Origin of the sequence: Pseudomonas sp. Xaverov 83 (genome assembly GCF_019352905.1) — a bacterium.
Taxonomy (GTDB): domain Bacteria; phylum Pseudomonadota; class Gammaproteobacteria; order Pseudomonadales; family Pseudomonadaceae; genus Aquipseudomonas; species Aquipseudomonas yamanorum.
Window position 1 is genome coordinate 88,671 of record NZ_JAAAFU010000072.1, and the last position, 12,368, is coordinate 101,038.

Sequence of the window (12,368 nt, forward strand, 5' to 3'; positions counted from 1 at the left end):
CAAAATCACCAAAATGTAGCGGCCTCTCACCATTTTGACGCACTTGACAGGTTCCCAATATGAGCAACATTTCCTATTGCAAATCAGACGCTTGAGACATGCCTCTTGACGGGGCCGGTAAATAAAAATAATTGTGTTGCACCAGATTGAGCTCTGAGGGTTCGGACAACTTCTGCGTTATTTGGCCTGAGTAACGCTGAAAGTAACGAGGGGCTCTTCGGTCGAGACAATAAAGCTGATAAACATCAGCGAGTTATATAAGCGGTGCGGGAAGGGCAACGGTTTACGGCACGGTTATTGAGTGCGGTGGCGGTTGGTCGGGTCCCGGATGTCATGTTGTCAACGAGGTACTCCGGCCATCCCGTGCACGTTACGGGGTGAGCAAAAATAATTCGAAAAAACCGTGGAGCGGCCATGCAACAGAACAGATCGCAAGTCATTGAGCGCAACGGCCTGTACGAACTCGACGCCGGCCCCGACGTCCTCGACAGCCCCCGCTACAACCACGACATGGCACCGACCAAGGTGCGCGAACGCACCTGGAACAAGTGGCACATCACCGCGCTGTGGATCGGCATGTCGGTGTGCGTGCCGACCTACACCCTGGGCGGCGTTCTCACTGCGTACTTCGGGTTGTCGGTGGGCGAGGCGCTGATGGCGATCCTGCTGGCCAATATCGTGGTGCTGATCCCGCTGACCCTCAACGCCTTCCCCGGTACCAAGTACGGCATCCCGTTTCCGGTGTTGCTGCGCTCGTCCTTCGGCGTGCTTGGCTCCAACGTGCCGTGCCTGATCCGCGCCCTGGTGGCGTGCGGCTGGTTCGGCATCCAGACGATGTTTGGCGGGTTGGCGATTCACCTGTTCCTGGGGTCGATTTTCGAGGGTTGGAAATCCCTTGGTGGCACCGGTGAAGTGATCGGTTTCATGATCTTCTGGACCCTGAACCTGTGGGTGGTATTACGTGGCGCCGAGTCGATCAAATGGCTGGAAACCCTGTCGGCACCACTGCTGGTGGCCGTGGGGATCGGGCTGCTGGTGTGGGCGCTGCCGAATGTCTCGCTGACCGAGCTGATGGCGATCCCGCCCAAACGTCCCGAAGGCGCCAGCCTCACCGGCTACTTCATGGCGGGCCTGACGGCGATGGTGGGTTTCTGGGCCACCTTGTCATTGAACATCCCCGACTTCAGCCGCTACGCCAAGAGCCAGAAAGACCAGATCCTCGGGCAGATTTTCGGCCTGCCGCTGACCATGTTCCTGTTCGCCGCCCTCGGCGTGATCATGACCGCTGCCTCGGTGAAACTGGTGGGCGTCAGCGTCTCCGATCCGGTAACCCTGATCGGCCATATCCAGAGCCCGGTGTGGGTAGCCGTGGCCATGGCGCTGATCATCATCGCCACCTTGTCCACCAATACCGCGGCGAACATCGTCTCGCCCACCAACGACTTCCAGAACATCGCGCCCAAGCTGATCAACCGCACCACGGCGGTGGTCCTCACCGGCCTGGTGGGCCTGGCATTGATGGCCCACGAACTGCTGAAAAAGCTTGGGCTGATCATCTCCGACGTGAGTCTGGAAACCGTCTACTCCAACTGGCTGCTGGGTTACTCAAGCCTGCTGGGGCCGATTGCCGGGATCATGGTGGTGGACTATTTCATCATCAAGAAACAGCAACTGGACCTCGCCGGCTTGTACCGCGATGACGTGTACCCGGCGTGGAACTGGCATGGCTTCCTGGCCTTTGGCGTGCCGGTGGTGCTGACGCTGTTGTCGCTGGGCAGCGACGCGTTCAGCTGGTTCTACAGCTACGGCTGGTTCACCGGCTCGGCACTCGGCGGGTTGCTGTATTACGCCCTGTGCATGAAGCGCGGCGCCCGCGTAGTCGCCGTAAAAACACCGCTTTAATCGATGTGGAATGCAATCCAATGTGGGAGCGGGCTTGCTCGCGAAGGCGGTGATTCAGCTAACACATCGGGCGACTGGCACACCGTATTCGCGAGCAAGCCCGCTCCCACATTTTTGATCGCAGTCTGCCAGTGAGAGTCTGGTCAAATTCATAAGAACTACTGCCTGAGGAGATCCCCATGAACGCTGCCGTAGACGTTCTGCAATCCACCCATCAGCACATCAACCGCGATCGTCTGTGGCTGTCCCTGATGGAACTCGCCAAGCTCGGCGCCACCCCCAAGGGCGGCGTCTGCCGCCTGGCCCTGACCGACCTCGATCGCCAGGCCCGCGACCTGTTTGTGAAGTGGTGCGAGGAGGCGGGCTGTACCGTGACCGTCGATGGCGTCGGCAATATCTTCGCCCGTCGGCCAGGGCGCAATCCCAAGCTGCCGCCGGTGATGACCGGCAGCCACATCGACACCCAGCCCACCGGCGGCAAGTTTGATGGCTGTTTTGGTGTGCTGGCAGGTGTTGAGGTGTTGCGCACACTCAATGACCTGAAAGTGGAAACCGAAGCACCGCTGGAAGTGGTGGTGTGGACCAACGAAGAAGGCTCGCGCTTTCCGCCATGCATGATGGGGTCCGGGGTGTTTGCCGAGAAATTCACCCTGGCCGATACGCTGGCCAAGACGGATGCCGACGGCGTGACCGTGGGCGATGCGCTGAATGCTATTGGTTATGCCGGATCACGTCCCGTGAGCGGGCACAAGGTAGGTGCATATTTCGAAGCGCATATCGAGCAAGGCCCGATTCTTGAGGATGAAAAGAAAACCATCGGTGTGGTGCTGGGCGCCCTTGGCCAGAAATGGTTCGACCTGAAATTGCGCGGAGTTGAGGCGCACGCAGGCCCAACGCCCATGCACCTGCGCAAAGACGCATTGGTAGGTGCCGCTGCTGTGGTCGCCGCTGTCAATGCGGCTGCGTTGGGTCATCAGCCTCACGCCTGCGGCACCGTCGGTTGCCTGCAAGCGTATCCCGGTTCACGCAACGTCATTCCTGGCGAAGTGCGCATGACCCTGGATTTCCGTCATCTGGAACCGGCACGACTGGATTCAATGATTGCCCAAGTGCGCAAGGTGATCGACGAGACCTGCGCCAAGCACGGCCTGACGTTCGAGATGACACCCACCGCTGACTTCCCGCCGCTGTACTTCGACAAAGGCTGCGTGGATGCCGTGCGTGATGCGGCCAATGGTCTGGGACTGTCGAACATGGACATTGTGAGCGGGGCAGGGCATGACGCGATTTTCGTCGCGGAGCTGGGGCCGGCGGGGATGATCTTTGTGCCGTGTGAAGGCGGCATCAGTCATAACGAAATCGAGAATGCCGCGCCGGATGATCTGGCGGCGGGGTGTGCGGTGTTGCTGAGGGCGATGGTGGCGGCGTCGGTGGCGATTGCCAGCGGCAAACTGGCTGCCTGAGTCGCCAGGCTTCACTCCTCTCAAATGTGGGAGCCGGGCTTGCCCGCGATAGCGGTGTTTCAGACACAGTTGCAGTGCCTGACACTCCGTTATCGCAGGCAAGCCAGCTCCCACAATTATGGGTCAGCTCACGGCTACCGTCGCATCCACCACCCGATCTACAAGCAACTGCACACCCTCCAGCATCCGACACATCCCCAGCACCACACTGCGCTGTGAACCATCAACCTCAAAGGCCAAGTGCGCGGCGATGGCATTGATGGATTCCAGATCCTGAGAGGCATTAAGCAGCAGGGTTTCGGTATCGAGCCCAGGACGGAGGGTGAAGAGCAGGTTTGAATCGGAAGGAGGATTTGGACTGTCTTTGATCATGATGTAGTTCCTGGAGAGTTAGAGACTACCACCAGGTTTTTCTCACGAACGAAGGTGGCAGCTGTACGCGGAGTGAGAAAACCAAGACCCCAGGAGCTTGGCCACGCCGAAGCGTGCCCGCGCACAGCCGCCATAACAGCGAGCACAGAAAAAGCGCCTGCACTGTATACGGCGGGCGCTTTTGCGCCAATGGAGTCGTTCGGATTTCTCACGTCCGGTCGCTGAATTGGCAGCGACTGGCGAAGACTAGTGGTGCCCGTTCCGACCAGCAACCCGAAAGAAGCGTAGGAAATATGTCGTTTCGAGGATGGGTTGTAAGGCATGTCCTGCTCCTTTGTACGAAGTCTCCTTTGTTCATCGGTCTCTCATCATCTCGGCCTTCCAGTTTTAGCTTCCTCCACGCAAGTATCTAATGCGGGGAAATTGCTCGACGAGAGTCGACCAATATTGGATCAAGGAAGGAATCAGGTATGCCAGGTTCAGGAACTACTAGAAAGCCGGTTTACTCAGTTGTCACTACGATCCTATTGGCGTTTTGCCTGGTGTATATCGGCGGTCATTGGCTGCTATCGCCGGGGCATCCGCAATTGACAGAAGTTGTAATGAGAGTGCCACTTGGCACTGACGGGGCCATCTATGGCGTCAAGGATGACCGTGGAGGGGGAACTGTTCCGTTCAGCTATCGATATTACGTTTACCGGGCCTTGGAGGACGACAGTGAAGTATTGGCTGCGTTGAGGGATGCCAGCCCATTTCTAATTTCGCGTGACGCATCGGCAAAAGTTGATGTTCAGGGCCGTACGATCAATGTGTCGGTGGCGGGGGATGTATCCGACTATCACAGCAGTACGCTGTATCGACATGCCAATGGCAGCGATTACACAGCAGTGAGTGTTTTTCTGAATAGTCGGCCGGAAGATTGAAATTGGCGGTGGCTCAGTCTAGAGATGTTTGACTGACCCACGTCGGTGGCGATTGCCAGCGGCAAACTGGCGGCCTGAGTCGCCAGGCTTCACTCCTCTCAAATGTGGGAGCCGGGCTTGCCCGCGATAGCGGTGTTTCAGACACAGTTGCAGTACCTGAGATTCCGCTATCGCAGGCAAGCCAGCTCCCACATTTGATCCAGGGTGGGCTCGAGATTTGTATCAGGCGTCGGGCTTCCAGCCTCCGCCGAGGGCTGTCACCAACCCAACACTCGCCTGCAACTGCCGCGTCTGCACCGCTTGCAATGTGCGCTGTGCCTGCAACGCTGCGGTCTGTGCCGTCACCACATCCAGGTAACTCACAGCCCCCGCCTGATAACTGTTCATCGCCAGCGCCTGGGTGTGCTCCGCAGCATTCGCGGCGGCCTGTTCATCCATTGCTTCCTGCTGCAAATCACGCAGTTGCCCAAGGTTGTCTTCCACCTCACGCACGGCTCTTAACACCTGGCTACGATAGTGCGCCGAAGCCTCTTCAAACTCCGCCTTGGCCTGGCGCTCATTGGCGCTCAGCCGGCCGCCATCAAAGATCGGCAGATTCACCAGCGGCCCCAGCGCCCAATACCGATTGGCGGCGGAGAACAAGTTGCCCACACCTTGGGTCTGCCCGCCAATCAAGCCGGTCAAACTGAAATCCGGGTACCACGCCGCCTTGGCCACGCCGATATTCGCGTTGGCTGCAAACACCCGCCGCTCCGCCGCTGCAATATCCGGCCGACGTTGCAGCAAATGGCTCGGCAGCTGTTGGGGAATTCCCGGCAAGGCGATCAATTGCTGGCTCGGCGGCAGCTGGAATTCACTGGCCGACACACCCACCAATTCCCCAATCGCATGCTCGGTGAGATTGCGCTGACCGCGTACATCGTCAAGCTGCGCTTCGGCTTCAGCCAGCTGATTCTGCGCCCGGGTCAGGTCCAGTTCCGAGGCGATCTGGCCTTCGTACCGGCTGCGGGTCAGTTTCAGTGCCTGGCCAAAATCATCCAGCGAGCTGCTGAGAATCCGGCTCTGGGCATCCAGGCCGTTGAGCTGCACGTACAGCGTCGCCAACTGATGCTGCAGGCTCAGGCGTGCCACCGCCAAATCATCCCCGGAGGCTTGGGCCTGTGCATCGCCAGCCGCCACTTGGTTGCGGATTTTGCCCCACAGGTCCAGATCAAAACTCAGCGCAAACCCCGCCGTGTTGCTGTTGTACACCGAAGGCTGGGTATCGCCCCGCAGCGGCCGAGAATCCGATTGGCGCTGACGCAAAGGCTGTGCGCTGGCGGTGATTTGCGGGAACAAACCGGCATGCAACTGGCTGGCATACGCCTGGGACGCATCGAAATGCGCCAGCGCCGCCGCCAGGTCCGGGTTGGCCTTGAGCAGTTGTTCCTGCAGATCGTTCAAGCGCTGGTCCTGGTAAAGCTGCCACCACTTCGGCGCCAGTTGGTCGGACGGTTGCGCGCTGTGCCACGGGCCATCGCTGGTCTGTTCGCGGTACTTGGCCGGCAGGTCAAGGGTTGGCGCCTTGTAGGTGGGCGCCAGCGAGCAACCGTGCAGCGCCAGCAACACCAAGGCCGCGAGGGGTTTAAGCCTTGGGCGCATGGGCACCTCCGGCGTCGGCCAGCTGCACGGCGTCGCCTTCGCGCAGGGCGTCGGGTGGGTTGTCGACTACGCGGTCGGCGGGTTTCAGGCCCTGGTCAATCACCAAGCGCTCGCCGAGGTCGAGGCCGATGTGGATGTCTTGCAGGTGCACGTGGTTCTTGGCGTCCAGTACCGCGACCTGGGTACCTTGGGCGCGGAAGATCAGGGCGCTGGCCGGGATGCTCACGCCATGGGTATCTGCCGGAATCGCCAGGGTGGCTTCTGCGTAGTCGCCGGGCAGCAACTTGCCGTCCGGATTGTCGGCCACGAACTGCGCGAGCAGCGTGCCGGAGCGGCGGTCGATGGCGGTGGAGTCGCCCATCAGCTTCGCGCTGAAGTGTTCGCCGGGGTGCTCGGGTACCGTCAGTTGGGCGGCCAACCCGGGATGAATCACCGCCGCATAGTTCTGCGGCACCGGCACGTAGAGGCGCAGTTGGTGGGTGTCGGCGATGTCGAACAGCTCGGGATCGCTGTCGCTGTCGGCCTTGATCAACTGTCCGATGTCGGTGTTGCGCGCGGTGATCACACCGGCGAATGGCGCGCGAATGGTCTTGTAGTCTTCCAGCGCCGAGAGCCGCGCATAGTCAGCCTCGGCGGCCTGGGCGTTAGCCTTGGCAGCCAGTGCGTTGGAGGTTTTTTCATCGGCCTCCTGGCGCGATACCGAATGGCTGTCCAGCAGGTTTTTCCAGCGGGTGGCGGTGGTCTCCGCCAGGCGTGCGTTGGCCTGTTCCTGCACCATGCGCGCGTGGGTTTGTGCTACTTGCTGGTCGAGGTCGGGGCTGTCGATCTCGGCGAGGATTTGCCCGGCCTTGACCTGGCTGCCGATGTCGACTTTCCAGTCTTTCAAGTAACCGCTGACCCGCGCATGAATCGGTGCCTTGCTCCAGGCTTCCAGGTGCGCGGGCAGGCGCAGGGTGTCGCCGGCCGCGTTCTGCTTTGGCTGGAACACCAGCACCTGCGGCACGGCGGCGGTTTCGGTCCAGGCGGTGACGGATTTTTCATGCATCGTACGGGCGTGCAGGCCGTTGGCGACCAACAGGGCAGCCAGTGTCAGGCCGCCGACACCCATGAGCATCAGACGCTTGCGCGAGGGTTTGTGATCAGACGACATGTGGGGTTTCTCCAGCAGCAGCGCGAGTAGGGTGACGACCGTGGACCAAACTGAAGACCACGGGTACAAACAGCAAAGTGGCAGTGGTGGCGAGGATCAGGCCGCCGATCACGGCACGTCCCAGCGGCGCGTTTTGTTCTTCGGACAAGGCCAGCGGCAACATGCCGATGATCATCGCCAGAGCGGTCATGCAGACCGGGCGGAAACGGGTGTAGCCGGCTTCCAATGCGGCCTTGAGTGCATCGCCGTGTTCGGCCAGGCGCTCTCGACAGAAGCTCACCACCAGGATCGAGTTGGCGGTGGCCACGCCCATACAGAGGATGGCCCCCGTGAGTGCGGGCACCGACAACGAGGTGCCGCTGAGGAACAGCATCCACACGATGCCCGCCAGGGCCGCCGGCAGCGCGGTGATGATCACGAACGGGTCGGTCCAGGACTGGAAGTTGACCACGATCAGCAGGTAGATCAGCACCACCGCGCCGAGCAGGCCGAAGCTCAAGCCGTTGAACGCTTCATGCAGCGCATCGATCTGCCCGTGCAGGCTGATGGTCGCGCCTTTGGGACGCATCGGGGCCATGTCATTCAGCACTTTTTGCACATCGCTGGCGACGCCACCGAGGTCGCGGCCTTGCACGTTGGCGTACAGGTCCAGGGTCGGTTCGATATTGTAGTGGGTGACCACCGCCGGGCTTTGCACGCGAGAAATGGTCGCTACGCCGCCGAGGATTTGCGACTGGCCATCGGCACCGGTCACCGGCAGCGCTTCCAGGGACGGCAGGCTGTCGAGGCGGTACTGGGGGGTTGCAGCCACGATTGAATACGACACGCCGTTGGCCGGGTTCAGCCAGAACGTCGGTGCGGTTTGCGAACTGCCGGCCAGGGACGCAACCATGCTGTTGGTCACGTCACGCTCGGTGATGCCCAGGCCGTTGGCGCGCATCCGGTCCACGTTGACTTGCAGAGACGGGTAGCCGGTGGACTGCTGGATACGCAGGTCGGCAATGCCCGGTACGTGTTTCAGGCGACGTTCCAGTTCCACGGCGTAGGCGCGGTTTTCTTCATCGCTGCGCCCGGAGATTTTCACGTCCAGCGGGGCCGGTGAACCGAAGTTGAGGATCTGGCTGCTGATGTCCGCCGGCAGGAAGGCGAACTGGCTGCCGGGGAAACTTTCGGGCAGGGCTTCACGCAGTTTTTTCACGTAGTCGGCGGTCGGCGCGTGGTCTTTTTTCAGGGTGACCTGGATATCACCGTCCTGTGGGCCGATGGTGCCGCTGCTGCTGTAGGCCATGTCGATGCCGCTTAGCGGGATGCCGATGTTGTCGACGATGGTGTCGAGTTCATCGGCCGGAACGATCTCGCGAATCCGCGCTTCGATCCGGTCAAACGCGGCGGCGCTTTCTTCGATCCGCGTGCCCAACGGCAAGCGCACGTGCAGGGCCATGGCCCCGGCGTCGGTGGCCGGGAAGAAGTCCTGGCCCAGGCTTGGCAGCAGCAGGAACGAGGCGAGGATGCACGCCAGAAAACCCACGATGAATCGCTTGCGTGCACCCAGGGCAAGGGTCAGCAGGCTGTGGTAAACGTCGCGCACGTTGGAGAAGTGACGCTCGAAACCCTGCTGGAAATTCAGCACTGATTGCAGTACGGCGTTGCGCTGGGGTTGGTGCTGGTCGCCCTCGTGATGGTTGATGAATTCGTCTTCCGGGTGATGGCCCTGGCCTTGCTCCGGTACGTGTGGCTTGAGCAGGAACATCGCCAGGGTCGGCACCAGCGTTCGCGACAGAATGAACGAGCTGGCCATGGCGAAAATCACCGCCAACGCCATCGGACGGAACAGATAGCCGGCGATGCCTTGGAGCATGAACATCGGCACAAACACGATGCAGATACACAGCAGGGACACGAATGCCGGGCCGACGATTTGCTTGGCGCCGTCGAGGATCGCGTCCTTCACCGCCTTGCCTTGCTCCAGGTGCCAGTTGATGTTCTCGATGGTCACCGTGGCGTCGTCCACCAGGATCCCCACCGCCAACGCCAGCCCGCCGAGGGTCATGACGTTGAGGGTTTGCCCGGTGGCCGCCAACAGTGCGATGGCCGAGAGCACCGCCAGGGGAATCGAGGCGGCGATGATGAGGGTCGAGCGCCAGCTGCCGAGAAACAGCAGGATCATCGCACTGGTGAGCAAGGCGGCGATGATGCCTTCCTGGGCCACGCTGCCCACCGACTGCTTAACGAACACCGAGGCGTCGCCGAGCAGTGAGGTCTTCAATGAAGGCGGCAACGTTTCATTGATGCGCGGCAGCATCTGGCGGATGCCGTCGATGATCGACAGGGTGGAGATGCTGCCGTTTTTCAGGGCCGGCATCAGCACCGCACGGTGGCCGTCGACGCGCACGATGTTGGTCTGCGGCGGCGAGCCGTCACGCACGTGGGCCACCTGGCCGATGGTAATGATCGCGCCGTCGACCGTCTTGATCGGCAGGTCGTTGAGCTCATCAATCGCCTTGGGGCTGTTGTTGAGCAAGATCGTGTATTCGTTGGGGCCGAGTTTGGCGGTACCCACCGGGATAATCTGGTTTTGCAGGGCCAGGGCGTTGCCCACGTCCTGTGCCGAGAGGCCTTTGGCGGCCAGCGCCTGCGGGTCGAGGTCGAGGGTGATCTGGCGTTGCTTGCCGCCCATTGGCGTGGGCATGGCCAGGCCGGGCAGGGCACTCAGGGGCAGGCGGATATTGTTCTGCACCAGGTCGCGGATTTTCGCTTCCGACAGGCTGGGGCTGGAGAACGCCATCTGCAGGATCGGCACCGTGGAGGCGCTGTAGTTGAGGATCAGTGGTGGGGTGATGCCCGGTGGCATCTGCTTGAGCACGGTTTGTGACACCGCTGTTACCTGGGCGTTGGCGGTGCGGATATCCACACCGGGCTGGAAGAAAATCTTCACGATGCCCATGCCGGGTAACGACTGCGATTCAATGTGTTCGATGTCGTTGACGGTGGTACTCAGAGAGCGTTCGTAGGTGTAGATCACCCGACCGGCCATGGCGTCCGGAGACAGGCCGTTGTACTGCCACACCACCGCGACGACCGGGATGCCAATATCGGGAAATACGTCAGTGGGGGTACGCAAGGCCGCCATGGGCCCAATGATGCAGATGAATATTGCCAGCACGATAAACGTGTAGGGCTTGAGCAGTGCGGTCTTTACCAGCCCGAGCATGCCGTAACCTCCAAAGGAGTGGGATTGCAAACCCCGGCAGTCTTGCCCGACCCACCTAACACGCACCTTTCAGCCAGGTGAAGGAAGATTTAGTTAACGGCTGAAGATCCTTTCATATGTATTCATTTGTTCAACAATGGTGACAGTACCAAGCTGGATACCGATCGAACGGGAGCTGTTTCGCCTGTTCACTCTTTATCCATTTGGAGTTCTGCCATGTCTCTTAAACCCTTGTTGTTGATCCCGGCCTTGAGTGCGGTCCTGCTGTTGTCGGCGTGTGCCGGCCCGATGCCTAAGGCGGACCCGAGCGAAGCCTGGATCGGCCTGCAAGAGGAGGCACCCAACGACCTGATGGCCGAGCGGGTAGACGGTAAAAACATTAATGATGGCCGCTACTTCGAAGTGAAACCCGGCGCGCATCGCCTGGATGTCACCTTGTTTGAAGAAGAGGCGGGGGATGATAACCAGCAGGATTGTCGCGGGCATGTGACCTACGGCAACTTCAAGGCCGGCGAGCATTACACCCTGGTGGAATCCAGCCTGGGTACGACGGTGCGTGCCGAGTTGAAGGATAGCCACGGCAAGGAATTGGCGCAGACCGATGACTTCAGTTGCATGCCTGGCTAAGGCGTCAGGCGTGGTGCCCGGCGGGTTTGTGCAGCTTGCCGGGTGCTGCGGGTTTTACCTGTGGGTGATGGTGCCGGCGGGTCACGCGCATCACGCCCCAAAGCATGGCGGCGGCGACGGCCAACCAGCCACAGATCAAAAGCAGAATCGTTGTTGTCAGGCTCATAAGTGCCTCCTTTCGCCCGGTACCGGGCACACACTCTCTTCTCAATGGACAGTCTAGCTATCCGCAGGTTGCCTGCTATTGACCAATGGTCGTGTGCGTCCAACTTGTTTGCTCTATGGCGGGCCTTTTACTGCGGCACAAGGCTATACCCGCGCCCCGGAGCGTCCTATGATCAGGGCCCACGTCGGCAGTTGATCAAGTGAGTGAAGAAGTTGCGGTTTCCCTCGAACATTAAAATCTCCTGGTGGGTCGCAGCCTGTTTCATGGGGCTGGCGGCCTGCACCTCGCATCCAAAACCCACGAGCATCCCGGGCGTGCCGGAGAGCGTCGAGCTCAAGGGCGTGCCGGCGTTTCGCGGTGAGACTTACCTCGGTGGCCCGGCCGCTCTGGCCAGCATGCTGTCCCAACAAGGCATTGTGATTACACCGGGGCTATTGGATAAGCCACTGCATTTGCCGGGCGCTGAAGCGGACCTTGAGCGCAACATGCAGGTGCTGGCCCGTGAATACGGGATGTTGGTGTACCCGCTGGAAGATCAGTTGCCGGCGCTGCTGGCACAGGTCGCGGCCGGGTACCCGGTGATGGCGCGTATCACCCAGGGCTCGACCTTCTGGGCCGGGCCGCGGTATGTCGTGGTGGTGGGGTACAACAAGCAGAAGAGCATGGTGTTGCTGCGTTCAGGCTTGGCGCGACGCATGCCGATGGATTTCAGCGCGTTTGAGTCGGCGTGGAAAGACGGCGGCAAGTGGGCGGTACTGATTCAGCGGCCCACCCAGTTGCCGGTCAAGGTCGACGCCCAGCGCTGGCAGCAGGCTGCCAGCGCCACGGCCCAGGCGGGCCAGGAACAGGCGGCGGCCCAAGCAGTCAAGACACTGGCCAGTCAGGCCAAATAAAAAAACGGCGCTCAAGGGCG

The 12,368-nt window shown here is 60.8% G+C and carries 10 protein-coding genes; 5 read left to right on the forward strand and 5 right to left on the reverse strand.

Annotated elements, in window-relative coordinates:
- Positions 1–414: 414 nt before the first annotated feature.
- On the forward strand, positions 415–1,902 hold the full coding sequence (locus tag K0H47_RS20555) for an NCS1 family nucleobase:cation symporter-1 (RefSeq protein WP_003207834.1): 1,488 nt from the start codon (positions 415–417) through the stop codon (positions 1,900–1,902).
- A gap of 179 nt (positions 1,903–2,081) precedes the next feature.
- The gene (locus K0H47_RS20560) at positions 2,082–3,365 is read left to right on the forward strand and encodes a Zn-dependent hydrolase (protein ID WP_063028590.1); all 1,284 of its coding nucleotides are present in this window, start codon (positions 2,082–2,084) and stop codon (positions 3,363–3,365) included.
- Positions 3,366–3,488: 123 nt separating this feature from the next.
- Here the strand turns inward: K0H47_RS20560 and K0H47_RS20565 are convergent, their stop codons facing one another.
- On the reverse strand, positions 3,489–3,737 hold the full coding sequence (locus K0H47_RS20565) for a DUF6124 family protein (RefSeq protein ID WP_177026950.1): 249 nt from the start codon (positions 3,735–3,737) through the stop codon (positions 3,489–3,491).
- Positions 3,738–4,207: 470 nt separating this feature from the next.
- Here K0H47_RS20565 and K0H47_RS20570 point away from each other — a divergent pair, with 470 nt between their 5' ends.
- The gene (locus tag K0H47_RS20570; RefSeq protein WP_177026949.1) at positions 4,208–4,660 is read left to right on the forward strand and encodes a hypothetical protein; all 453 of its coding nucleotides are present in this window, start codon (positions 4,208–4,210) and stop codon (positions 4,658–4,660) included.
- Between the two features lie 222 nt (positions 4,661–4,882).
- Here the strand turns inward: K0H47_RS20570 and K0H47_RS20575 are convergent, their stop codons facing one another.
- The 3 genes from K0H47_RS20575 to K0H47_RS20585 are packed head-to-tail and all read right to left on the reverse strand — an operon-like array spanning position 4,883 to position 10,662.
- Positions 4,883–6,301 (reverse strand): efflux transporter outer membrane subunit, encoded by a 1,419-nt coding sequence (locus tag K0H47_RS20575; protein WP_093207978.1) that lies wholly within the window; start codon positions 6,299–6,301, stop codon positions 4,883–4,885.
- Entirely contained in the window at positions 6,285–7,451 is a 1,167-nt protein-coding gene (locus K0H47_RS20580) for an efflux RND transporter periplasmic adaptor subunit (RefSeq protein ID WP_093207981.1), read from the reverse strand. The genes K0H47_RS20575 and K0H47_RS20580 overlap by 17 nt, the downstream gene beginning before the upstream one ends.
- Entirely contained in the window at positions 7,441–10,662 is a 3,222-nt protein-coding gene (locus tag K0H47_RS20585; RefSeq protein ID WP_063028596.1) for an efflux RND transporter permease subunit, read from the reverse strand. The genes K0H47_RS20580 and K0H47_RS20585 overlap by 11 nt, the downstream gene beginning before the upstream one ends.
- Positions 10,663–10,878: 216 nt before the next feature.
- Between K0H47_RS20585 and K0H47_RS20590 the strand changes: the two genes are divergently transcribed.
- Entirely contained in the window at positions 10,879–11,289 is a 411-nt protein-coding gene (locus K0H47_RS20590) for a hypothetical protein (RefSeq protein ID WP_017476929.1), read from the forward strand.
- 4 nt (positions 11,290–11,293) lie between these two features.
- On the opposite strand, the gene K0H47_RS20595 is transcribed toward K0H47_RS20590, so the two are convergent.
- Complete coding sequence (locus K0H47_RS20595) at positions 11,294–11,455, reverse strand: hypothetical protein (RefSeq protein ID WP_010166825.1); 162 nt, start codon at positions 11,453–11,455, stop codon at positions 11,294–11,296.
- Between the two features lie 263 nt (positions 11,456–11,718).
- Between K0H47_RS20595 and K0H47_RS20600 the strand changes: the two genes are divergently transcribed.
- The gene (locus K0H47_RS20600; RefSeq protein WP_219273535.1) at positions 11,719–12,348 is read left to right on the forward strand and encodes a peptidase C39 family protein; all 630 of its coding nucleotides are present in this window, start codon (positions 11,719–11,721) and stop codon (positions 12,346–12,348) included.
- Positions 12,349–12,368: the final 20 nt, after the last annotated feature.

What these genes read in the sequence shown, in the direction of transcription:
- K0H47_RS20570 (WP_177026949.1), top strand. Translation starts at nt 4,208, where the DNA reads ATGCCAGGTTCAGGAACTACTAGAAAGCCGGTTTACTCAGTTGTCACT.
- K0H47_RS20565 (WP_177026950.1), bottom strand. Translation starts at nt 3,737, where the DNA reads ATGATCAAAGACAGTCCAAATCCTCCTTCCGATTCAAACCTGCTCTTC.
- K0H47_RS20600 (WP_219273535.1), top strand. Translation starts at nt 11,719, where the DNA reads ATGGGGCTGGCGGCCTGCACCTCGCATCCAAAACCCACGAGCATCCCG.
- K0H47_RS20590 (WP_017476929.1), top strand. Translation starts at nt 10,879, where the DNA reads ATGTCTCTTAAACCCTTGTTGTTGATCCCGGCCTTGAGTGCGGTCCTG.
- K0H47_RS20575 (WP_093207978.1), bottom strand. Translation starts at nt 6,301, where the DNA reads ATGCGCCCAAGGCTTAAACCCCTCGCGGCCTTGGTGTTGCTGGCGCTG.
- K0H47_RS20555 (WP_003207834.1), top strand. Translation starts at nt 415, where the DNA reads ATGCAACAGAACAGATCGCAAGTCATTGAGCGCAACGGCCTGTACGAA.
- K0H47_RS20585 (WP_063028596.1), bottom strand. Translation starts at nt 10,662, where the DNA reads ATGCTCGGGCTGGTAAAGACCGCACTGCTCAAGCCCTACACGTTTATC.
- K0H47_RS20595 (WP_010166825.1), bottom strand. Translation starts at nt 11,455, where the DNA reads ATGAGCCTGACAACAACGATTCTGCTTTTGATCTGTGGCTGGTTGGCC.
- K0H47_RS20560 (WP_063028590.1), top strand. Translation starts at nt 2,082, where the DNA reads ATGAACGCTGCCGTAGACGTTCTGCAATCCACCCATCAGCACATCAAC.
- K0H47_RS20580 (WP_093207981.1), bottom strand. Translation starts at nt 7,451, where the DNA reads ATGTCGTCTGATCACAAACCCTCGCGCAAGCGTCTGATGCTCATGGGT.